Here is a 22,982-nt window from a genome sequence, read left to right on the forward strand (position 1 = left end):
ATTTAGAAGCGCGAAAATAACCGGGAGCAGGGTTGTGAATCCGGACAGTCAACCTGGCCACATTGACCAGATCAAGCAGACCAATGCAGGTGTCGTTTATCGATTAATTGACCGTCACGGTCCCATTTCGCGTATCGAACTTTCCCGTCGTGCCCAGCTCGCCCCGGCCAGCATCACCAAAATTGTGCGTGAAATGCTGGACGCGCATCTGGTACAGGAGACTGAATATCAGGATCCCGGCAGTCGTGGCCGTCCGGCGATTGGCCTGATACTGGATACCGACGCCTGGCACTATCTGGCGATCCGCCTGCACCGCGGCGCGATGACCTTTACGCTGCGCGATCTCAGCAGTCGGTCGCTGGTTGAAGACAGCCTGCCGCTGCCTGATGAGTCTGCGCAGCCGCTACTCACTGCACTGATTGAACAGGTTGATGCCTTTTTTATCCGTCATCAAAAGAAGCTGGAACGCCTCACGGCGATTGCTATCACTCTGCCAGGGCTGATTAACGCCGCCTCCGGCGTGGTGCATCGTTTGCCGGGTTATGAAGTGCGCGATATGCCGCTGGGCGATACACTGGCGGCGCGAACCGGCTTACCGGTGTTTGTACAGCACGATATTTCAGCCTGGACGCTGGCGGAGTCGCTGTTTGGTGCCTCACGCGGTGCCCAGGATGTGATTCAGATTGTCATTGATGAAACCGTGGGCGCTGGTGTCATCAGTGGCGGTCAGCTGCTGCATAAAAGTGGCAGGGCGCTGGTCGAAATCGGCCATACCCAGATCGACCCTTATGGTCAGCAATGCTACTGCGGAAATCATGGTTGTCTGGAGACGGTCGCCAGCACCGGCAGCCTGCTGGCGCTGGCGGCGCAGCGTCTGCCTGCCCAGCCCGACAGCCTGCTCAACAATCAGCCCCTGACGCTGGCGTCACTGTGCGTGGCCGCGCAGTCCGGCGATCGCCTGGCGCGCGACACCATCGCCAGCGTCGGTCATCACGTTGGACGGATTCTGGCGATGATGGTCAACATCTTTAATCCACAACACATTCTTATCGGTTCCCCTCTTAATGCCGCCGCTGATGTGCTCTTTCCGGCGGTGAGCAATACCATTCTGCAGCAGTCACTCCCTGCCTACAGCGCGAGTATCCAGCTTGCCCCCACTGAATTTAGCGAGCCGGGAACGCTGGGGGGGGCCGCGCTGATCAAAGACGCGCTGTATAACGGACATCTGTTAGTGAAACTGTTGCAAGGTTAAGCAGACCTGAACTTGCGCTAACGCAATCCGCTCACATCCTCCATTCCTTAAAATGCCGGTTCGCAGCAAGGTTAATCACCGATTAACCGCGACGGTTTGAGAGGAGAAGTTGAGTGAACAGACTATTTGTTACCGGCACCGATACCGCAGTGGGCAAAACGGTGGTGTCACGCGCCCTGTTACAAAGTTTTATTCAGATCGGATGCAGTGCCGCCGGCTACAAGCCCGTTGCGCGCTGTGCGGTCAAAACCGCTGATGGCCTGCGTAACAAAGATGCACAGGTTCTGCAAAGCGCTTCCTCTGTCGATCTGCCCTATGAGGCGATCAACCCACTGGTCTTTCAGGAGGAGGAGATCTGCACCCATCCGGGCCAGAACATCGATTATGGCTTGCTGACCCGTGGCTTAACCAGCCTGGTGCAACAGGTCGATCGCGTGATAGTGGAAGGAACGGGTGGCTGGCGCAGCCTGATGAACGACGGACGCCCGCTCTCATGCTGGGTTGTTGAGCAGCAACTGCCGGTGGTGCTGGTGGTTGGCATCCAGTCAGGCTGTATCAGTCACGCTCTGCTCACAGTAGAGGCGATAGCACGGGATGGGCTGCCGCTGGTCGGCTGGGTAGCGAATCGCATCAATCCGGGCCTGGCACAATACAGCGACATTATTGAAATTCTGCAAGAAAAAATCGGGGCGCCGCTGCTGGGTGAATTGCCTTATCTGCCGCGTGCAGAGCAGCGCGATCTCACGCCTTACATCGATATTTCCCTGCTGGAGCCTGACACGCTGCACGCTGCGAGTGCAAAGATCGCCTGAATATGAAACAAACCAAGTCATCCAGGTCGGTGGTGAGTCTAAAGTTTCAGGCTGACCACTGGCTCTCTTTAAAAATTTCCACTTAACATTTAATAACCTGGCCTGCATCACACGAAAAGGTGACGTCATGGCGCAGAAAATGCATTAACTCCGCTTATCACACAGAGCCGGAGTACTTCCATGTCGCATTCGCACGAGAAAGGTTTGTTATATGGGCTCGAAGCCCGCATTGGTCCCGTCCCGGCATTTTTCGCCGCGCTGCAACATCTGCTCGCCAGTGTGGTGGGCATCATCACACCACCGCTGATCATTGGTTCAGTGCTGGGCCTGCAGGCCTGGCTTCCTTATCTGATCAGTATGTCGCTTTTTGTTTCCGGCTTAGGCACCTTTATGCAGGCCAGACGCTTTCATGGCGTCGGGGCGGGGATGATCTGCCTGCAGGGAACCAGCTTCGCCTTTCTGGGCGTGATCCTGTCCGGTGGCCTCATGGTGAAAGGGCGCGGCGGTTCGCCGGAAGAGATTATGGCGATGCTGTTTGGCTGCAACCTGGTGGCGGCGCTGATTCCGGTACTGATCAGTCGCTGCGTCGGTTCGCTGCGCAACGTACTGACGCCGGTAGTGACCGGTACGGTGATCACCCTGATTGGCATCAGCCTGATCAAAGTCAGCATCACCGACTGGGCTGGCGGTCACAACGCGACCGATTTTGGCTCGCCGGAGAACCTGGCACTGGGTGCGCTGACGCTGCTGGTGATTGTGGCCCTGAACCGTTCACGCAACCGCTGGGCGCGGCTGGTGGCAGTAGTGGCTGGCATCACGGTGGGATGTGTTGCGGCGGCCTTAACCGGCCATTTACAACTACACGTCGCGCCGGAGAGCAACTGGCTGGTGCTGCCTGCCTTCTTCCGGTTTGGCTTCGCCTTTGACTGGACTATCTTTCTGCCGATTGCGCTGGTATCCGTCATCGCGGTGATTGAAGCGGTTGGCGATCTTACCGCCAACTGCCTGATTTCCCGGCAGCCGATCACAGGCCAGCCTTTTCAGCAGCGGCTGCAGGGCGGTATTGTCGCCGATGGCCTGAGTTGCGTGCTGGCCGCGGTCTTTTCCGCCTTTCCTAACACCACTTTCGCGCAGAACAATGGCGTGATTCAGATGACCGGGGTCGCCAGCCGTTATGTCGGTATGCTGCTGGGAATAATGCTGGGGTTGCTGGGACTCTTTCCGTTTATTGGGTCGCTGCTGCAGCAGATCCCGCCGTCAGTGCTGGGCGGGGCAACCATTGTGATGTTTGGCAGCGTGGTCGCGGCGGGTATCCGGGTGATGACGCAGACGCCGCTGGGCCGCCGAGAGATGCTGATTGTGGCGATCTCATTCGGGATTGGTCTGGGCGTGGAAGCGGTGCCGGAAGTGCTGAAGCAGTTCCCGCCGCTGATTAACAATTTGTTTGGTCATGCGGTGACGACTGGCGGAATTCTGGCGATTGTGCTCAATCTGGTGCTGCCAGACGAGGCACCTGCGGTGGAAGAGGTTGAGGCAGAAACGCTCACGGAGAGCTAAAAAGCAGAAGGGCCGATGTATCTCTCACAGACAACTCGGAAACTCAAAGCCATAGGAGCATAGGCCTGCAGCAAAGCATCACAGACTATCCGGTCTCGCCCGTCCCGCGCCGTCCTGGCGCGGGACGCTTTCCTCCTTTGACCGTGTTTCCTTCGCATTTATCTTTTGTGTTGCTGTCTGCTTTAGCCTGATGAGGGTTTCTCTGCGATTGAAAGGGCCACAGTGGCCCTTTTGTCTGACTGGACTAGGGATTCAGACGACGACGGGTACGGCCTGAGCTGAGATAATCCGCAATATAATCCTGCGAAATCTCCCCACTGTAGCGACCGTCTTCATCGACAATCGGCATCCAGACCGTGTTGTGCTCATAGAGTTTTGACAGCACCACGCGAAGGTTCTCTTCGGCTTTACCGCTAACCTTAAAGGTATGCAGCTTCTCTTCACAACGGCCACTCACGTTACGCGCCTCACGACGTTTCACAAAGCCCAGCGGCTTGCCATCCTCATCGACCACGGTAATCGATCGCATATCGTTCTCATCCATGGTGCCAAAAGCTTCATACAGTGGCGTCGAGCGGCGCACGGTGATAGTTGGCTGCTGATCGGTCACGTCACCCGCCTGCACCAGTAACAGACGCTTAAGCGTGCGGTCCTGGCCAACAAACGAACCAACAAAATCATTGGCCGGCGTGGCCAGCAGCTCATCCGGGCTGGCGCACTGCACGATCTTACCCTGGCCAAATACCGCGATGCGATCGCCCAGCTTCAGCGCCTCATCAATATCATGGCTCACCAGCATTACGGTCTTCTTTAACTGACGCTGCATGTCGAGAAACTCATTCTGGATCACTTCACGGTTAATCGGGTCGACGGCACCAAACGGCTCATCCATCAGCAGCACCGGTGGATCCGCGGCCAGGGCACGAATCACGCCGATACGCTGCTGCTGACCGCCGGACATCTCTCGCGGATAGCGATGCAGAAACTTAGTGGGGTCCAGTGCGACCATACTCATCAGCTCGGTGGCACGTTCACGGCACTGCTTCTTGTTCCAGCCCAGCATGCGTGGCACGACGGTAATGTTCTCCTCAATGGTCATGTTGGGAAACAGACCAATCTGCTGGATGACATAGCCAATATTGCGGCGCAGGGTGGTGGTGTCCTGGGTACTGGTATCTTCGCCATTAATCAGGATCCGGCCACTGGTGGCGGGAATCAGACGGTTAATCATCTTCAGCGTGGTGGTCTTACCGCAGCCCGATGGCCCCAGCAGTACACACATCTCACCGGCTGGCACATGCAGGCTGACGTTATCGACGGCTTTATTCGTGGTGCCGTTTTTCTGAGTAAAGGTTTTCGTCAGGTTTTCCAGCGTAATCATTATCGAATCCCCTTTGGAGTGAGCGCCTGCTGTAAACGGTGCAGCAGCCAGTCAAGAAAAATAGCCAGCAGACAAATCATCAATGCCCCGGCAATTAACATACGAATATCACTGCCGCTGATACCATCCAGCAGCAGCTGGCCCAGGCCGCCCGCGCCAATCACGGCGGCAATCGCCATCACGCCAACGTTCATCACTACGGCAGTACGGATGCCGCCGAAAATCACCGGCAGCGCCATCGGGATTTCAACCCAGCGCAGACGCTGCCAGAAGGTCATGCCGATGCCCCGACCGGCTTCACGCAGACCGTCCGGCAGATTCTCCAGCGCGGTGTGGGTATTGCGCACAATCGGCAGCAGCGAGTAGAGGAACACGGCGGTAATCGCCGGCAGCGCGCCAATGCCCTGACCGATCAGCGAAAATACCGGAATCATCAGACCAAACAGCGCAATAGTAGGAATGGTCAGCACCACGGTGGCGATACCGAGAATTGGCGTTGCCAGCCATCTGACGCGCACGATCAGAATGCCAAGCGGCACACCAATCACAATGGCCAGGCCGACTGCCACCAGCACCAGCCAGCTGTGCTGCCAGCTCAGGGTGAGCAGAGTGCTCCAGTTATCCATGATGTAGTGAAGGGTATCCACAGTGCCTCCTTACAGCATGTTTTTAGATTGAAGGAAATCACGCGCCACGTTTTCCGGTGACTCATGATCGATATCGACCCGCTTGTTCAGTTCTGTGATCGCCTCATCGGTGATCTGCGCAGAAAGCTGATTAAGCGCGGTATCCAGCCCCGGATGGCTCGCCAGCACATCCTGACGCACGACCGGCGTCACGTTGTAGCTTGGGAAGAAGTGTTTATCATCCTCCAGCACTTTCAGGTCGAAGCCCTTAACCCGTCCATCGGTGGTGTAGATCAGACCGGCATCGACGAATCCATCGCGAATGGCGTTGTAAACGAGACCCGGGTCCATCTGACGTATCTGCGGACGATCCAGCGCCAGGTTGTAGGTCTTCTGCAGCGGCTTCATACCATCGGAACGACCAGAGAACTCCAGGTCCAGACCAAGACGCCAGTTATGATCCGGGTCAGATTTACGCACCTGCTCAATCTTCGCAACCAGCTGCGACATCGTGCTGATACCTTCTTTTTCGGCCCGTGCGCGGGTCATGGCAAAGGCATAGGTATTGTTCATCGGTGCCGGGTTAAGCCAGACCAGCCCGAGCTTTGCATCCAGCTTTTTCACCGTCTCATACGCCTGCTGTGAAGACATGGGCTGATTGATATGGTTAAAGATGATCAGTGACGTACCGGTATATTCCCAGACCATATCAATCTGCTTATTCAGCAGAGCATTACGACCAATGGTGGTGGCGATATTACGTTTAGGAACCACCTCAAAGCCTTTCTTCTGCAGCCACAGCACCGTCATCGCGGACAGAATATGCTGCTCGGTAAAACTTTTGGTTGCCATCACCAGCGGGGCGGCAGCCTGCGCCGTCTGGCTTAGCAGCAGCGTCGCAGTCAGCGCGACAACGCTTTTCTTAATCCACTTCGTTAGCATTACAAAGCTCCTTGTGGTCAGGCCGCAGCATGCGGACTCAGAAAGCGGCCCAGCGCGGCCAGCATCATATCCAGGACCAGCGCCACCAGTGCGGTGGCAACAGCGCCCAGAATCAGCGTCGGGAAGTCATTCAGATAGATACCCGGGAAGATCAGTTCACCAAAGCTGCTGGCACCAATCAGGAAGGCCAGTGGAGCGGTGCCAACGTTGATGGCGGTGGCGATGCGCACGCCGGCGAGGATTACTGGCATGGCATTGGGCAGTTCAACCTGACGCAGACGTTGCCATTTGGTCATACCGATGCCGTTGGCGGCCTCAATCAGCGACGGAGGAACCGCACTCAGGCCAGAGAAGGTGTTGCGGACGATGGGCAGCAACGACGCCAGAAACAGCGCAATCAGCGCCGGACGATCACCAATGCCGATTATTACCATCGCCAGCGCCAGCACCGCGAGCGGTGGCAGGGTGTTACCTACATTGAAAATCTGCATCACATATTCGGCCCAGCGACGCGCAAACGGGCGACTGAGCAGAATGCCGCTGGGGATACCGACCAGCAGAGCGAACAACATTGACCAGAAAACTAAGAAGAGGTGTTGCTGCCCGAGATAGAGCAGATCGACTTTACGTGCGACCAGCTGATCCCAGCCTAAGCCCCAGATCAGCACTGCGATCACCGCGACCACTGCAAGCAGTGCCAGACCGGCGCGTTGGGCCAGTGAAGCATTTTGCATAGGAGAATCTCCCTGATGACGATCTCAATTGTTATACGAACCCTAAGCAGTCCGACAAGAGCGACAAAAACTGCCACCGCACCCAAAACCGAAACTGCGATAAAATGTAGATAAAATGACTGTTTATCCACTCTTTTTCAGCGAATACCGAATAAGATAGGGTTATGCTATAACAGGCCTTTTTTGCACAAGCCAGCTTTTAAGCCATATATCAGGCAGATAGAAACAGGTTAAAATGGTGTTAAAGCCGCATAGCCGCTGGGCTAATGCGACAATAAAAAAAATTCATCGACTTTGGTGACACCGTCACAGATGGCGCAGAAGATGCGCACGCGCGGGAAACTGCTTTGGCTGTTTTTGCGCTAGCCTTGCAGATTAAAAAAGGAACCCTATGACTGAAAGCGCACAACTCCAGACCGGACATCGCCACTGGATCTTAATTGCCTGCATGCTGGCGATGTTTATGGCGGCCATTGAGGTCACCATTGTCGCCACCGCGATGCCCACCATCATTGCTGACCTCGGCGGTTTCTCACAGTTTGGCTGGGTCTTCTCCATTTATCTGCTGACTCAGGCGGTCAGCGTACCGCTTTATGGGCGGCTGGCGGATATGGTGGGGCGCAAAACAATGTTTTTTGTCGGGACCGCAATCTTCCTGGCGGGATCGGTGCTGTGTGGCTTTGCCCATACCATGACCTGGCTAATTCTTTTCCGGGCATTTCAGGGCCTGGGAGCAGGTGCAATCATGCCACTCAGCTCCACTATCGTGGCGGATATCTATTCGCCGCGCGAACGTGCCAGCGTGCAGGGCTGGCTCTCCAGCGTATGGGGTGTGGCAGCGATCGTCGGGCCGCTGACCGGTGCCTGGCTGGTGCAGCATTTTAGCTGGTCGGTGATTTTCTGGGTCAATCTGCCGATTGGCCTGATCAGCATGCTGATGCTGGCGCGCTGGCTACCGGCGCACCAGAAGGAGGAGAAATCGCAGCCGCTGAACCTGGCAGGCAGCGGCTGGCTTATGCTCTGCGTGACGGCCCTGCTGGTGGCGCTATTGCAGGCAGAACAGCTGGGCATCTGGCTGGTACCGTTCCTGATGTTCTCACTGTTCGCGGGCTGGCAGCTTAAGCGCCATGAGCAGCGTTCAGCGGCACCGCTGTTTCCGCTGATCATCTGGCGCAGCCGGCTTATCGTGGCCGGTAATGCGGGCAATCTGATTATCGGGGCGGCCATGATGGGCATCAGCGCGTTTTTGCCCACCTGGATCCAGGGGATTCGCGGCGGCTCACCGTTACAGGCGGGCAGCGTGCTGGCGATGATGTCGATAGGCTGGCCGCTGGCCAGTACCCTGAGCGGCAGACTGATGCTGCACACCTCTTATCGTTTTACCGCCCAGCTCGGTGCGCTGTTGCTGGTCACCGGCAGTGCCTTGCTGCTGTTCTTACAGCCTGCAAGCTCTCTCTATCAGGCGGGCTTCACGGCGTTTCTGATTGGGACCGGTATGGGGATGACCAGCACCACGTTTCTGGTCTCTGTGCAGAACCAGGCGGACTACCAGATCCGCGGCATCTGTACCGCGTCAATCATGTTCAGCCGGATGATCGGCTCGGCAGTGGGGACGGCGATTATGGGCGCAGTGCTGAACCTTAACCTGCAATGGCGACTGCCACAGGTACAGGATCCGGTACAGCAGATTATGTCCGAACCCAGTCGTCAGCAGTTGCAACCGGAAACCCTGCAGCAGATGGTGGCTGCTATTGCGACATCACTGCACTGGGTGTTCGTCGTGGCACTGGTAATAGCACTGTTTGCGGTAGGTGTGGCGTGGATGATGCCGCGTCAGCGGCCGGAACAGGCGGACTAGCAGGCAGGGCGACAGAATGTCGCCCTGATTTGACTCTGACTATTGTGCAGGCGCGTCCTGCGAACTGCCGGCACTGGCGGGGACGCTGGCTTCGTCGTCACGGCCTGTACGCTTATAAACAATCTTTTGTGTGTCGTTTTCACAATGTCCGACGACCTGACCGCCCGCCTGATCAACCTGATCGTTGGCGACGACGTCGAGACTAAAACCTGATTCAGGCACACCGTTCTGAATAATTTTCTGGCTGATATCGGCTTTCACCGACTCACAGGATGCCTGTGCCATCAGCGGCAGAGCTAAAAACGCCGCGCTTAACAAAACCCTCTGTAGCTTCATCACGTCTTCCTTATGTTAGTCGTCCGTCATTACTATAGCTCAAAATTACGGCGCGACCGGGCGACCTGAACGGCGGTCCAGACAACGCAGGGTGTTAGGTTCCCAGTAAGCGTTGAGATTGAGGCTCTGCTCGCATTTGTCGCGGGTATCAAAGGCACGATCGGTCTTATCAAACTCTTTTTCGACGCGAGTGTTCACTTTATTACGCAGCATGCGCGTGTCATTCCATTGCTCTTTATCCTGGCGCGCCGCTTCGTTGCCCAGCGCGGTGCTGCCATCTTCAATGATCAGACGATTCGTGTTCGCAGTGGCAGTGAATGCCGCAGAGGAGAGCAGAACCAACAGCACGGCAGGGATCATTTTTTTCATCACAATATCCTTTAGTTAACGCAAAAACCGGCATCTGCGATGGCGGTTGCAGCGGGTACTTTACGAGCCTATCTATCCCATCAGGCGTCATTGTTGCAGTCAGTCCCGACGCGGACAGCGTGGAGAAACCACAGCGTACATGTCATACGTCAGGTACGTGAGGAGGGTGAGCACTGTCAGGGTCTGGACTGGCAAATAAAATAGCCTGATGGCATAGATTCTTAGTATATCATCGGTGTTTATTTGCCAACCAGCGGTGAGTCGTTTGTTTACGTTCAGGAGAGGTAAGGGTGCTAATTAAGACCGTCTTGTTGTTTTTTGTTACAGCACTGGCGGAGATTATCGGCTGCTTTCTGCCGTGGCTGTGGCTGAAAAAAGGCGGCTCAGTCTGGCTGGTATTGCCCGCTGCGGCCAGTCTGGGGCTGTTTGTGTGGCTGCTGACCCTGCATCCTGCCGCCAGCGGACGGGTTTATGCGGCCTATGGTGGCGTCTATGTGCTCACCGCGCTGCTCTGGTTACGGGTAGTGGATGGCGTAAAATTAAGCGCATGGGACTGGAGTGGAGCACTGATCGCGTTCAGCGGCATGCTGATCATCGTTCTGGGCTGGGGACGCGGATAGCGCCAGCCAGGCGGGCTGGCGCTGCAGAGCGTTACGGCTTGTGGACTTTCAGGCCCGCCAGCGTCTGGCTGACCGGCATCATCTCAAGGCTGTTGATGTTGACATGCTTAGGCAGCATGGCGACCCACCAGACCGCCTCTGTCACATCTTCTGGCGTCAGTGCTTTAGCCCCTTCATAAACCTGACCCGCTTTATCATCGTCGCCTTTAAAACGCACGCTGGAAAACTCGGTGCCGCCCACCAGACCCGGCTCGATGTCGGTCACGCGCAGGGCGGTGCCGTGCAAATCGGTGCGCAGATTAAGGCTAAACTGTCGCACAAACGCTTTGGTGGCACCATAAACGTTGCCACCGGCATAAGGCCAGCTACCGGCAATCGAACCGATATTGATGATATGACCCACATCACGCTCCACCATCTGTGGCAGCAGGGCGCGGGTCATGTAGACCAGGCCTTTGGTATTGGTGTCGATCATATTTTCCCAGTCTTCAACGTTGGCCTTGTGCGCAGGCTCAATGCCCAGCGCCAGACCGGCGTTGTTGACCAGCACATCGATATTGCGCCATTCCGCCGGTAACTGCGCCACGGCCTCTTCAATGGCGGCACGGTTACGTACATCCAGCTGCACGGTATACAGGTTTTCGCCCAGCTCATCCTTCAGCGCTTTCAATCGTTCGGCGCGGCGTCCGGTGGCGATCACTTTGTGACCATTTTCAATAAAGCGGCGGGTGATGCATTCACCAAAACCGGCGGTCGCGCCGGTGACAAAAATAATCATCTCACTGTTCCTTATGCCATTTTCAACGTCGATGGCTTCACCATAGCATTTCATTTCCGCTTCTGCGCGTGGAAAAGCGACCCGGCCTGTAAACGGATTTTACTTTGCTATCTGCTGCGCCTTTTCGGGGCAGCCTGCACCTTAAAAGGGCAGCTGTACGAGCAGCAGGCCATGCTCAAAATGTTCAATGCGCTCCATTTTAATTAGCAACCGTTTGCATGTGCTATGCAAACGGTTGCTAAGCTGTCAGAGGGCTAATTTCGTTGCGCAACACCTGGAATGTCCTTATTTATTGAAATATAAGGGATTTCTTTGATGGAGGTTCTGGCACGCAGGTTGCAAGGTGTTAAAGAGAGAATCATCTGCAGATATTAAATCGCGCTTTCAGAAAGGACAAACCATGCTATCAGCAACCGACACGGCGATACGCGCCAGCTTCTTTGACTTCACTGGCGTGGTGGATCATCCCGACGACCTGGTCGGGCAGGCGCGCTATCTGGAGGATGGGGTGCTGCTGCTGCGTGATGGTCACGTGGCAGGGCTGGAGAGCTGGGAGAACAGTGAGGCGATGCTGTCGGGTCATCCGGTGACTGACCTGCGCGGCAAAGTGATCGTGCCAGGTTTTGTCGATACCCACATTCATTATCCGCAGACAGAGATGATTGGCGCATTTGGCGAACAGCTGCTGGAGTGGCTGAATCACTACACGTTCCCGGTCGAAGCGCAGTATCACTGCCCCGATCACGCTGCAAAAATGTCCGCCTTTTTCCTGCATCAGTTGCTCTCTAACGGCACCACCAGCGCGCTGGTGTTTGGCACCGTCCATCCGCAATCGGTGGAAGCGCTGTTCAGCGCGGCGGAAGCCCTGAACATGCGGCTGATCGCCGGTAAAGTGATGATGGATCGCAATGCGCCCGATAATCTTACTGAAACGCCGGAGCAGAGCTACCAGCAGACGCGGGCGCTGATTGAACGCTGGCACCAGCGTGGACGGCTGAGCTACGCCCTGACGCCGCGCTTTGCGCCGACCTCATCCCCGCAGCTGCTGGCAAAAGTGCAGCAACTGCGTCAGGAGTTTCCCGATACCTGGCTGCACACCCATCTCAGCGAAAACCCGCAGGAGGTCGCCTGGGTGAAAGCGCTGTTCCCGGAGCGCGAGGGCTATCTGGATGTTTATCATCATCATCAGCTGACCGGCCGACGCAGCGTCTTTGCGCACTGCCTGCACCTGGAAGAGAAAGAGTGGCAGTGTCTGCACGATACCGATTCTTCAATCGCTTTCTGTCCCACTTCAAACCTGTTTCTCGGCAGCGGCCTGTTTAACATTAAGCGCAGCTGGCAGCAGGGCGTGAAAGTGGGGATAGGCACCGATGTCGGTGCAGGCACCACTTTTAACATGCTGCAGACGCTGGGCGAAGCTTACAAAGTCGGTCAGCTGCAGCACTATCGGCTCAGTGCCGCCGAAGCCTTTTATCACGCCACGCTGGGCGGGGCGCGCGCGCTGGATCTCGACCATGCGATCGGGAATTTCAACATCGGCAAAGAGGCGGATTTTGTGGTACTCGACCCGGCGGTGTCTGCGCTGCAGCAGTTGCGCATCGGTAACAGCAAAGATATCTGGGAAAAATTATTTGTCTTAATGACGCTGGGCGACGACCGCAACATTGCCCAGACCTGGGTCGGTGGTCGTCCGGTCTGGCAGCGCGATGCACAGGAGCAAGCGGCATGATCCAGTTTCTGTTAAACAACCAGCTGGTCAGCGAAACTGCGCTCGACCCGAATCTCACTGTGCTTAACTATGTGCGCACCCGTCAGCATCGCCCTGGCACCAAAGAGGGGTGTGCTTCAGGCGACTGTGGCGCGTGCAGCGTCACTCTCGGCAAAGTCGTCGGGGGAGAAATGCAGTATGAAACGGTCAACAGCTGCCTGACGCTGGTCTCCGCGTTGCAGGGCAAACAGCTGATTACGGTCGAGGATCTGCGTCACGGTCGCGCACTGCATCCTGCGCAGCAGGCGATGGTCGACTGCCACGGCTCACAATGCGGATTCTGCACGCCAGGTTTTGTGATGTCGCTGTTCAGCCTGCAAAAAAATACAGCGGGCTGGGATCGTCAACAGGCGGAGACTGCACTGGCAGGCAACCTCTGCCGCTGCACCGGTTACCGGCCAATTATGGCTGCCGCCGAACAGCTTTGCTCGCAGCCGGTCACGGACCAGTTTGATCACAGCGCGGCTGCCACTGTGCAGCGGCTGGAAGCACTGGCCACCCCGGAGATGCAGGAGATAGGCGGCGAAGGTCGCCGCTGCTTCCTGCCGAAAACGCCGGCTCAGCTGGCGGCAATCTATCTGGCACATCCCGATGCGAAGCTGATTGCCGGTGGCACCGATCTCAGCCTGCAGATTACTCAGCAGCATAAGCGAATTCCGCTGCTGATTGCGCTGGAGCAGGTTGCCGCGCTGAAAGTCTGCAGCGAATTTGACGATCACTACCTGCTGGGCGCAGGCGCATCACTCCAGCAGGTCAGCGAGTTTCTTGCCAGCCGGATTCCCGGCGTCAGCGAGATGCTGCAGCGTTTTGCCTCGCTGCAAATCCGCCTGCAGGGCACACTCGGCGGTAACATTGGCAACGCCTCACCGATAGGGGATGCCTCGCCGGTACTGCTGGCCCTGAATGCCAGCCTGTTGTTACAGCGCGGTGAGCAGCAGCGCAGCCTGCCGCTGGACCAGTTCTTTACTGGCTATCGCCAGACGCAGCTGGCAAAAGGGGAATTTATCCGCGCTATTCGCATCGATAAGGTGACGGTGTCACCTGACTTTATCGCCTGGAAAGTCTCTAAACGGCTGGATGATGATATTTCCGCCGTGTTCGCCGCCTTTAACCTGAAGGTCGAACAGGGTGTGGTCAGCACCGCCCGCATCGCCTTTGGTGGCATGGCGGCCACACCGCAGCGTGCCCGTCACTGTGAACAGGCACTCATCGGTCAACCGCTGAATTCCGTGACGGTGTCACGTGCAGCCACGGCGCTGGCAGAGGACTTCCAGCCGCTTTCCGATTTCCGCGCCAGCAGTGACTACCGCCTTCAGGTGGCGCGAAACCTGCTGCGCCGCTACTGGCATCGCCACAACGGCGAAATCACCTGCCTTGAGGTCTCCCGCTATGTCTCATAATCGTCCTGAACTCAACGAAGCCGTGATCAAGGCGCAGTATGCCGCAGAATTACAGAGTGGCGTGGGTCGCAGTCACCGTCATGAAAGTGCGGAAAAACATGTCTCCGGCGAAGCGCGTTTTATTGACGACAAGCCAGAGCTGCCGGGTCTGCTGCATCTCTGTCCGCGTCTGAGCGAGCACGCGCATGCGCGCATCCTGGGTATAGACGTACAGCCGTGCTACGCGATTCCTGGCGTCGTGAGCGTTTTAACCTGGCAGGATGTGCCTGGTATCAATGATGTCGGGCCGCTCGAGCCGGGCGATCCGCTGCTTGCGCATGACAAAGTGGAATATCTGGGGCAAATCGTGATCGCGGTGGCGGCGGAATCCCCTGACGCTGCGCGTCTGGGCGCAGCCGCGGCGGTGATTGAGTACGACGTGCTGGAACCGCTGCTGGATGTGGAGCAGGCGCTGGCGCAGGGCAGCTTTGTACAGGAACCCCACGTCCATCAGCGCGGTGATGTGGAAGCAGCGCTGGCGCGCGCGCCGCATCGGGTCAGCGGGTCGTTTAACATTGGCGGCCAGGAGCATTTCTATCTGGAAACCCAGACGGCAATGGTCATTCCGGGCGAAGATCAGCAGCTGCAGGTTTTCTCCTCAACCCAGAACCCTACTGAAGTGCAGAAGCTGGTGGCGGAAGTAATGGGCATCAGCCTGAATCAGGTGACGATTGATATGCGCCGGATGGGGGGTGGATTTGGCGGCAAAGAGACGCAGGCGGCCGGTGTGGCCTGTCTCTGCGCTATCGTGGCGCGTCAGACCGGCCGGGCGGCTAAGATGCGGCTTTCACGCCGCGACGATATGCGCGTTACCGGCAAACGGCATCCGTTCTTTGTGCGCTACGACGCAGGCGTTGAAGAGGATGGTCGTTTGTGTGGCATCAAAATCGATCTGGCCGGAAACTGCGGTTATTCGCTGGATCTTAGCGGATCCATTGTCGATCGTGCCATGTTTCACGCCGATAACGCCTATTACCTCGGTGATGCGTTAGTTACGGGCTATCGCTGCCGTACCAACACCGCCTCGAACACCGCCTATCGCGGCTTTGGCGGACCGCAGGGTATGGTGGCGATTGAACAGATCATGGATCACATCGCCCGCCACCGTGGACTGGACCCGCTGGCGCTGCGCAAGCGTAACTACTATGGCAAGCAGGATCGCAACATTACCCATTACCACCAGCAGGTCGAGGACAATCTGCTGGATGAAATCACCGAACAGCTGGAGCAGAGCAGCGACTATCAGGCACGTCGCGCGGAAATCACGGCGTTCAACGCCCGCAGTCCGCTGCTGAAACGTGGTCTGGCGCTGACGCCGGTAAAATTTGGCATCTCTTTTACCTCCAGCTTCCTCAATCAGGCGGGTGCGCTGATCCTGATTTACACCGATGGCACGGTACAGCTGAATCATGGCGGTACTGAGATGGGCCAGGGGCTGAACACCAAGGTGATTCAGATTGTCGCCGAAGTGCTGCAGATTGAGACTGATAAAATCCAGATCACCCCCACCGACACCGGTAAAGTGCCTAATACCTCGCCGACAGCGGCCTCCAGCGGCGCTGATCTTAACGGTAAGGCGGCGCAGAATGCGGCTGAAATCCTGCGCGACCGCATGACCGCCATGCTCTGCGAACTGCATCACTGCGACGCGGCGACGGTGAGCTTCCGCAACGGCGTGGTACGTGCCGGAGAGAAACATTACACCTTCGCCGAAGTGGCGAAACTGGCCTGGCTGAATCAGGTACCGCTCTCCGCCACCGGCTACTATCGCGTGCCGGGTATTCATTACGACCGGGTGGCCGGGCGTGGCACGCCATTCTATTACTACGCCTATGGCGCGGCCTGCTGTGAAGTGGTGATCGACACCTTAACCGGTGAGTCCCGCCTGCTGCGTGCCGACATCCTGCATGACGTCGGGGCCTCGCTGAACCCGGCCATCGACATTGGCCAGGTCGAAGGCGGCTTCGTTCAGGGCGTTGGCTGGCTCACCTGCGAAGAGCTGGTGTGGAGTGATAAAGGCCAGTTGCTGACTGATGGTCCGGCGAGCTACAAAATTCCCGCCATCAGCGACGTGCCGGCGGACCTGCGGGTGACGCTGGTAGAGAACCGCAAAAACCCGAAAGACACGGTGTTCCACTCCAAGGCCGTCGGTGAACCGCCGTTTATGCTGGGTATCGCCGCCTGGTGCGCACTGCAGGATGCGGTCGCCAGTGTGGCCGATTACCGGCAGCATCCGTTGCTGGATGCGCCTGCCACGCCGGAGCGTGTCTTCTGGGGCGTACAGCGCCTGACGGGAGCCGTTGATGATCTATCATGACTGGATCGGCGTGCTGCATCAGTTACGTGAAAAACGCCAGAGCTGTGTATTAATCACTGTGCTGAGTGAGCACGGTTCGGTGCCACGTGACAGCGGCAGCAAAATGGTCGTCACCCGGCAGGAGAGCTTTCTCACTATCGGAGGGGGTCATCTGGAGTTTGCGTGTATCGCTCAGGCAAGGGCAATGCTGCAGAGCGGGGCGACCGCACCACACACCGAGGATTTCAGTCTTGGCGCGCGGCTCGGACAGTGCTGTGGCGGTAAAACCACACTGCTGTTTGAGCCACTGCTGCAGGCGCAGCCGGAAATCTACCTGTTTGGCGCGGGCCACGTCGGACGGGCGCTGGTGAACCTGCTGGCAACGTTACCCTGTCACATAAACTGGATCGACAACCGTCCAGGGCAGTTCAGCCACGTTCCCGCGGGCGTGGTCACCTGGCAGCCGGAGGACCCGGTCGACTGCGTGGCGCAGGCACCTGCGGGCAGCTATTTCATCATCATGACCCATCATCATCCGCTCGACTTTGAGTTGTGCGAGGCGGTACTGAAACGCAGCGATTTCCGCTATGCCGGGTTGATCGGTTCTGAGACGAAAAACCAGCGTTTCCGCTACCGGCTGGCAGGCAAGGGTGTGGCGGACGAACCGCTGGCACGCCTGCGCTGTCCGATTGGCCTGCCGGACGTCAAAGGCAAGCTGCCCGCCGAGATTGCGGTGGCGATTGCCGGTGAAATTATCAGCGTTTATCAACAGCAAATCGCCTGAGTTGTGGCCTGCGCGGCAACCTGTCAGGATAAGACTTTGCGATGCCCATCAGGAGCGAACCATGAACGCCCGTCAGAATCCCTTCTTTAGCGTCAGCACACTGCCTTATCAGGCACCTCCCTTTGACCAGATTGAGGAGCAGGATTTCCTGCCTGCGCTGCAGGCGGGCATCGAGGAGAAGCGTCAGGAGATCGAGGCGATCGCCCAGAACAGCGAAGCGCCTACTTTTCTTAACACCTTCGAAGCGCTGGAGAAGAGCGGACAACTGCTCAACCGGGTGAATCTGGTCTTCGGTGCCATGACCTCGGCGCATACCAGCCCCTTTCTGCAGCAGGTGGATGAGGAGATAGCACCCCAGCTTACCGCGCTTAACGATGACATCATGCTGAACCGCCCGCTGTTTTCACGGCTCGACGCGGTCTATTTGCAGCGCGCAAAACTGGATGCCGAATCAAAACGGCTGGTCGAGGTGATCTGGCAGCGTTTCCAGCTGGCGGGCGCCAATCTGCCGGAGGCGCAGAAGCAGCAGCTCAAAGCGCTGAATCAGGAAGCCGCACGGCTCAGTACCCGCTTCACCAATAAACTGCTGGCCGCCACTAAAGCAGGCGGACTTGTCGTCAATGATGTGCAGCAGCTGGCGGGACTGTCACCGGCCGATCTGCTGGTGGCGCAGACAGAAGCGCAGGCGCGCGGGCTGGAGAAAAGCTGGCTGCTGGTGCTGCAGAACACCACGCAGCAACCCGCGCTGCAGAGCCTCGCCGATCGCGCGACCCGTGAAGCACTGTTTAAGGCGGGCGTAACGCGCACGGAAAAAGGCGATGACAACGACACCCGCGAGCTGGTGTTACGGCTGGCGCAGGTCAGGGCGGAACAGGCCCGGCTGCTGGGGTTTGCCAGCTATGCCGAGTGGAAACTACAGGATCAGATGGCAAAAACGCCCAGGGCTGCGCTGGCGTTTATGCACAACATCGTGCCAGCTGCGCGCGTACGTGCCGAACGTGAAGCGGCGGACATCCAGCAGACTATCGATCAGCAGCAGGGTGATTTTACTCTACAGGCCTGGGACTGGCGTTTTTATGCCGAACAGGTAAGGCGTGCCCGATACGATCTTGATGAGAACCAGATTAAGCCCTACTTTGAGCTGAATTCGGTGCTGCAGAATGGGGTGTTTTGGGCGGCGACGCAGCTCTATGGTATCCGTTTTACTGCGCGCCAGGATCTGCCGGTTTATCATCCCGACGTGCAGGTCTATGAAATTTTCGATGCCGATGAGACGCCGCTGGCGCTGTTTTACACCGACTTCTTTAAGCGCGACAGTAAAGGCGGCGGTGCCTGGATGAGCAACTTCGTCAACCAGTCAACGCTGCTCGACAGCAAACCGGTGATCTACAACGTCTGTAACTACACCAGACCGCCCGCCGGTGAACCGGCGCTGCTGAGCTGGGACGACGTCATCACGATGTTTCACGAGTTCGGCCACACGCTGCACGGGCTGTTTGCCAGCCAGCGCTATCCGAGCCTGTCGGGCACGGAAACCCCGCGCGATTTCGTCGAGTTTCCGTCGCAGATCAATGAGCACTGGGCCAGCGAGCCGGCGGTGTTCCGCAACTACGCCCGTCACTATCAGACTCAGGCGCAGATGCCTGCTGAGCTGCATGAAAAGATCGTCCGGGCTGCGACGTTCAACAAAGGCTATGAGATGAGCGAGTTGCTGGCCGCCGCGCTGCTGGATCTTCACTGGCACAGCATCAACCGTGATTCCGCACCACAAAGCGTGGAGGGATTCGAGCAGCAGGCCTTGCAAGGCGACAATATGGCGCTGACGGCGGTGCCGCCGCGTTATCGTTCCAGCTATTTCCAGCACATCTGGGGCGGGGGCTATGCCGCAGGTTATTACGCCTATATCTGGACGCAGATGCTCGCTGACGATGGGTATCAGTGGTTTACGGAGCAGGGTGGACTAACGCGTGAGAACGGCGACATCTTCCGACAGAAGATCCTGTCGCGGGGTAACAGCAGCGATCTCAAAACGCTCTATGAAAGCTGGCGAGGCGCGGCGCCACAGCTGGAGCCGATGCTGAAAAATCGCGGTCTGGCGAATTCATAACCTAAAGGGCTGTCATGCTGACAGCCCTCCTTTTTTGGGTCAACCCAGCGGGCCGCCTTCAATGGTTTCGCACATTCCGGCCAGCACCCGCTCACCGGTTTCACTTTTCAGTGACTGATACCACTCCGCCGTGACCGCCGGGTCATGCGCATGGGTTACGTCACAGCGTTTGCGCGCTTTCAGCACCAGATCTTTTACCCGTTCAACGCGTCGCGCCTGATAGCGCAGCAGTGCATCTTCGATGCCCAGCGAATGCGAGGCCAGCGTGGAGGCCAGTACCACGGCATCTTCCATTGCCGCGCAGCCGCCCTGACCGATATCGGGCGTGGTGCTGTGGGCCGCATCGCCCAGCAGAGCAACACGTCCTTTTACAAAACGGCTGAACGGTTCGATGTCGTGGATCTCAACCCGATTGGTGGTGTCCGGATTAATCGCCGCAATCAGCTGCTGCACCGGCTCCGCCCAGCCCTGGAAATAGCCGGTCAAATCCGCTTTCACCGTGCTGCGATCCTGGGGCAATCCTTTCGGCAGCGGCACATCAAAGAAGAAGTAGAACCGATTGCCGCTGACCGGCATCAATGACACACGTTTGCCGTCATTCACGAAGGTGGTCCACTGGTCGGCGGGCGCAATGCGATCGTCAATAGTGACCAGCCCATTCCAGTTAACGTAACCGGCATAACGGCGCTCCAGCTTCTCTTCCAGCACATACTCGCGGATCACCGAATGGGTACCATCTGCGGAAATCAGAAAATCGCCGCGGGCCTGACTGTTGTCGGAAAAGGTGGCGATCACGCCGTCTGTGGTCTCTTCAACCTGGATCACCCGCTTACCAAACTGCACCCGCTCACGGCCAAAGGTATCAATCAGCATCGCCTGCAGCTCGGCGCGCGCCACCGGACAGGGATACTCGCCCACCTGTTTCACCATCGGCTCCATGCTGAAGCGGGTCAGGGGGGCGCCGGTCGTGCCGTCGTGATAAGCCATATAGGCCATATTGCCGCCCAGCTGACGCAGTGCGGTTTTCATTCCCAGCGCATTCAGGCATTTAACCCCGTTGGGCCAGATGGAAATCGCCGCGCCGACGGGCTTCATTTCCTGTACTGCTTCATAAACTTCCACGTCGATTCCGGCTTTCTCCAGCGCAATGGCGCTGCTCATTCCGCCAATACCGCCACCAATCACGATTGCTTTCATATTGCTCTCCTGTCTGCATACCTTATTCCTGCAACTTTTGTACCAGAGAGGTGCCTGCGCGACAGATTGCCATTAAATTATTTAAAATCATCACCTTATATTGAGTCAGGCCGGTTATTTTGCACGCTGGGTTTCTGACGTAGTGCACGCTGAAGTGGCAAATTGACGGACTAAAAGGGTGCATGGACGAGTAAACTGCATCCTTTGTTTCATCAATGTCGTCTTTACGGATGGAACGTCTCAGGGTCAGTAAGGCGTCAGAGGACGCCCGCCAAACCTGTATGATCCCGCCCCCGTATATTACGTTAAAAGTTATAAACTAAAGGGACGCTTCGTCTTAATATCATTCATCATAAACAATAAAATTTTGACATAAAAATGGCGCGAATGCTGTCTTAATAATCCCCGATTCATCAAGGGTGAGTTGGCCTGACATATCTGCATACACCTGTTAATAAAAAGATAACCCTGGGAATCAGAGACAACTGTGGTCGTTTAATCACCGGGATAAATCATTAGAAAAACTGTGGAATGTGCGTCTGGAGGGGCTTTTAGGATATTGCTCAAATCTATCCACAGCAATCGCGTGATATAGATCACTCTGGACATAAAGGACTCTGGAAAATGACCATGAAAATTGGAATCACTAATAACCAGTATCCGGAGCAACGTAATATCTTAGTTAATCCGGATAACCAGTATATCAACCTGAAAAAGAGCAATCTTTTTTACTTTATTAATCCGTTACGAACCCGTTTGCTTAAAAAGAATAAAACTTTTGTCTTTCAGCCTGTGCCTTTTTCAGGGGCATCGCGGGCTGACATCCTGCATCTGTTTAACGAAGTCGCGATCACCCAGCAGAAGTGGGTCGCATCCTTTGAAACGGAGCTGCCGCGTGTGCTGCCGGTTGCGGGTGTTGCCAAGCAGGATAACCCTGAGCTGAAACGCCTGATCCCTTATCTGTTAAAAGATAACTGCCTGGGGCTGATTGCTATCTCAGACGCTACGCTGAACATTCAGATGAAGCTGTTCAAACCGGATATCGCTCAGCAAATTCGCCGCAAAACCCTGGTGCTGCATCCGCCACAGAAGCTATTCGTTCAGCATAAAGCGCCGCGACAATCCGGCGTGCTGAAACTGATTTTTGCCGGTAACGAGTTCTATCGCAAAGGCGGGGCTGAAGTGGTACTGGCAATCAGCGAGCTGATTGAAGAGCGTAAAGTAGACGAGTCGCAGCTGGATGTGCAGCTGATTGGCGATCTCGCCAAGCGTCGTAACGTGGCTCACCGCCAGTTCCAGGATGATGAGGCTTTTTACACGGGCATTGAGAACCGTATCAAACGCTATCGCTGTTTCACGCATCATTCTCAGATGGAAAACAGTGCGCTGATGCAGCTATTCCGTCAGAGCGATGCCGGACTGTTACCAACCTGGCAGGAGACCTACGGTTTTTCGGTGCTGGAAATGCAGGCCAACGGCTGCCCGGTGATCACCAGTAACGTTCGCGCATTGCCCGAAATTAATCCCGCCAGCGCGGGCTGGGTGATTGCGAGTCCCCTGAACGCTGACCGTGAATACAGCATTACCTCGGCAGAGCTGAAAACGCAGCTGCGCCAGTCGCTGGTGGAGGGGCTGAAATCAACGATCCTGGCCATCATCGAACGTCCCGAAATGCTGCAGGAAAAAGGTGAGGCGGCCATTCTGCGTATCAAAGAGCAGCACGATACCGATCGTTATGTTGCCCGGCTCAACGATATCTACAGCCGTGGCGTAGTAAATGTCACCCAACATCCCCCTGTTGTCTCAATTTGATTAGATTTCTCTGACGGGGCGCGCCAGACTGGCCATACTTAGTGCAGCGTCCCACTGGAGAACTCTTATGAAAATTATCCTTACTCTGCTGCTGTCCGGATTACTGGGCAGCAGCGCCTTCGCTCAGCCCGCACCGCTTTTTCCGGCCCGCGCACCCCTGGTTCAGCTGACGCCCGTCGCTGCACGCTGCGATCTCTCGGCCTGCCAGACCAACTGCTACACAGAGCAATCCCACTGTAACACCCGGGACAGCGGTGCCTGCAGTTCACAGGCTCAGATGTGTGTGCAGGCCTGCGCCAGCCAATGTAAATAAT

General features: G+C 56.8%; 20 protein-coding genes. 12 read left to right on the top strand and 8 right to left on the bottom strand.

Features of this window, described 5'->3' with window-relative positions; all coding sequences use genetic code 11:
• Positions 1-34 precede the first annotated feature (34 nt).
• The 3 genes from HZZ01_RS04785 (at position 35) to HZZ01_RS04795 (ending at position 3,621) form a co-directional block, all read left to right on the top strand.
• A complete protein-coding gene (locus HZZ01_RS04785; protein WP_179895722.1) occupies positions 35-1,252 on the top strand; it encodes an ROK family transcriptional regulator in 1,218 nt (405 codons plus the stop codon).
• Positions 1,253-1,365: 113 nt separating this feature from the next.
• Positions 1,366-2,064, top strand: coding sequence for a dethiobiotin synthase (gene bioD / locus HZZ01_RS04790; protein ID WP_179895723.1), 699 nt, complete (start codon positions 1,366-1,368; stop codon positions 2,062-2,064).
• A gap of 180 nt (positions 2,065-2,244) precedes the next feature.
• On the top strand, positions 2,245-3,621 hold the full coding sequence (locus tag HZZ01_RS04795; protein ID WP_179895724.1) for a nucleobase:cation symporter-2 family protein: 1,377 nt from the start codon (positions 2,245-2,247) through the stop codon (positions 3,619-3,621).
• A 244-nt stretch (positions 3,622-3,865) separates the two neighbouring features.
• On the opposite strand, the gene osmV is transcribed toward HZZ01_RS04795, so the two are convergent.
• The 4 genes from osmV to osmY are packed head-to-tail and all read right to left on the bottom strand — an operon-like array spanning position 3,866 to position 7,304.
• Entirely contained in the window at positions 3,866-5,002 is a 1,137-nt protein-coding gene (gene osmV, locus HZZ01_RS04800) for an osmoprotectant ABC transporter ATP-binding protein OsmV (RefSeq protein ID WP_179895725.1), read from the bottom strand.
• Positions 5,002-5,649: an osmoprotectant ABC transporter permease OsmW gene (gene osmW, locus HZZ01_RS04805; protein ID WP_003853661.1), complete on the bottom strand. Its 648-nt coding sequence runs from the start codon at positions 5,647-5,649 to the stop codon at positions 5,002-5,004. The genes osmV and osmW overlap by 1 nt, the downstream gene beginning before the upstream one ends.
• 9 nt (positions 5,650-5,658) lie before the next feature.
• Positions 5,659-6,570 carry a glycine betaine ABC transporter substrate-binding protein gene (locus HZZ01_RS04810; RefSeq protein ID WP_179895726.1) on the bottom strand — a complete coding sequence of 304 codons (912 nt, stop codon included), beginning with the start codon at positions 6,568-6,570 and terminating at the stop codon, positions 5,659-5,661.
• A 17-nt stretch (positions 6,571-6,587) separates the two neighbouring features.
• The gene (gene osmY / locus HZZ01_RS04815) at positions 6,588-7,304 is read right to left on the bottom strand and encodes an osmoprotectant ABC transporter permease OsmY (RefSeq protein WP_136197944.1); all 717 of its coding nucleotides are present in this window, start codon (positions 7,302-7,304) and stop codon (positions 6,588-6,590) included.
• A gap of 391 nt (positions 7,305-7,695) precedes the next feature.
• On the opposite strand from osmY, the gene HZZ01_RS04820 reads away from it, so the two are divergent.
• Entirely contained in the window at positions 7,696-9,162 is a 1,467-nt protein-coding gene (locus tag HZZ01_RS04820; protein ID WP_179895727.1) for an MDR family MFS transporter, read from the top strand.
• A gap of 39 nt (positions 9,163-9,201) precedes the next feature.
• Here the strand turns inward: HZZ01_RS04820 and HZZ01_RS04825 are convergent, their stop codons facing one another.
• Together HZZ01_RS04825 and HZZ01_RS04830 are read right to left on the bottom strand one after the other, a co-directional pair.
• Complete coding sequence (locus HZZ01_RS04825; RefSeq protein ID WP_179895728.1) at positions 9,202-9,498, bottom strand: DUF1161 domain-containing protein; 297 nt, start codon at positions 9,496-9,498, stop codon at positions 9,202-9,204.
• Between the two features lie 45 nt (positions 9,499-9,543).
• Complete coding sequence (locus HZZ01_RS04830) at positions 9,544-9,867, bottom strand: DUF1283 family protein (RefSeq protein ID WP_179895729.1); 324 nt, start codon at positions 9,865-9,867, stop codon at positions 9,544-9,546.
• A 290-nt stretch (positions 9,868-10,157) separates the two neighbouring features.
• Between HZZ01_RS04830 and HZZ01_RS04835 the strand changes: the two genes are divergently transcribed.
• Entirely contained in the window at positions 10,158-10,487 is a 330-nt protein-coding gene (locus HZZ01_RS04835; RefSeq protein WP_179895730.1) for a YnfA family protein, read from the top strand.
• A gap of 31 nt (positions 10,488-10,518) precedes the next feature.
• Here HZZ01_RS04835 and ydfG read toward each other — a convergent pair whose 3' ends face one another.
• On the bottom strand, positions 10,519-11,265 hold the full coding sequence (gene ydfG / locus HZZ01_RS04840) for a bifunctional NADP-dependent 3-hydroxy acid dehydrogenase/3-hydroxypropionate dehydrogenase YdfG (protein WP_179897053.1): 747 nt from the start codon (positions 11,263-11,265) through the stop codon (positions 10,519-10,521).
• Positions 11,266-11,665: 400 nt separating this feature from the next.
• On the opposite strand from ydfG, the gene guaD reads away from it, so the two are divergent.
• The 5 genes from guaD to dcp all read left to right on the top strand — a co-directional run bounded on the left by guaD (position 11,666) and on the right by dcp (position 19,659).
• Positions 11,666-12,994 (top strand): guanine deaminase, encoded by a 1,329-nt coding sequence (gene guaD / locus HZZ01_RS04845; protein ID WP_179895731.1) that lies wholly within the window; start codon positions 11,666-11,668, stop codon positions 12,992-12,994.
• Positions 12,991-14,433, top strand: a complete 1,443-nt coding sequence (xdhA, locus tag HZZ01_RS04850) for a xanthine dehydrogenase small subunit (RefSeq protein WP_179895732.1) — start codon at positions 12,991-12,993, stop codon at positions 14,431-14,433. Before guaD ends, xdhA begins: the two co-directional genes overlap by 4 nt.
• The gene (gene xdhB, locus HZZ01_RS04855; protein WP_179895733.1) at positions 14,423-16,789 is read left to right on the top strand and encodes a xanthine dehydrogenase molybdopterin binding subunit; all 2,367 of its coding nucleotides are present in this window, start codon (positions 14,423-14,425) and stop codon (positions 16,787-16,789) included. The genes xdhA and xdhB overlap by 11 nt, the downstream gene beginning before the upstream one ends.
• Positions 16,776-17,552: a xanthine dehydrogenase accessory protein XdhC gene (gene xdhC / locus HZZ01_RS04860; protein ID WP_179895734.1), complete on the top strand. Its 777-nt coding sequence runs from the start codon at positions 16,776-16,778 to the stop codon at positions 17,550-17,552. The genes xdhB and xdhC overlap by 14 nt, the downstream gene beginning before the upstream one ends.
• A 61-nt stretch (positions 17,553-17,613) precedes the next feature.
• Positions 17,614-19,659, top strand: coding sequence for a peptidyl-dipeptidase Dcp (gene dcp, locus HZZ01_RS04865; RefSeq protein ID WP_179895735.1), 2,046 nt, complete (start codon positions 17,614-17,616; stop codon positions 19,657-19,659).
• A gap of 39 nt (positions 19,660-19,698) precedes the next feature.
• Here the strand turns inward: dcp and hpxO are convergent, their stop codons facing one another.
• Positions 19,699-20,856: an FAD-dependent urate hydroxylase HpxO gene (gene hpxO / locus HZZ01_RS04870; protein WP_179895736.1), complete on the bottom strand. Its 1,158-nt coding sequence runs from the start codon at positions 20,854-20,856 to the stop codon at positions 19,699-19,701.
• A gap of 630 nt (positions 20,857-21,486) precedes the next feature.
• Here hpxO and HZZ01_RS04875 point away from each other — a divergent pair.
• Both HZZ01_RS04875 and HZZ01_RS04880 read left to right on the top strand, forming a co-directional pair.
• The gene (locus HZZ01_RS04875; RefSeq protein ID WP_179895737.1) at positions 21,487-22,668 is read left to right on the top strand and encodes a glycosyltransferase family 4 protein; all 1,182 of its coding nucleotides are present in this window, start codon (positions 21,487-21,489) and stop codon (positions 22,666-22,668) included.
• 67 nt (positions 22,669-22,735) lie between these two features.
• Positions 22,736-22,981, top strand: coding sequence for a hypothetical protein (locus tag HZZ01_RS04880; RefSeq protein ID WP_179895738.1), 246 nt, complete (start codon positions 22,736-22,738; stop codon positions 22,979-22,981).
• Position 22,982 lies beyond the last annotated feature (1 nt).

It is taken from the genome of Pantoea sp. WMus005 (assembly GCF_013415305.1).
Taxonomy (GTDB): Bacteria; Pseudomonadota; Gammaproteobacteria; order Enterobacterales; family Enterobacteriaceae; genus Pantoea; species Pantoea rara.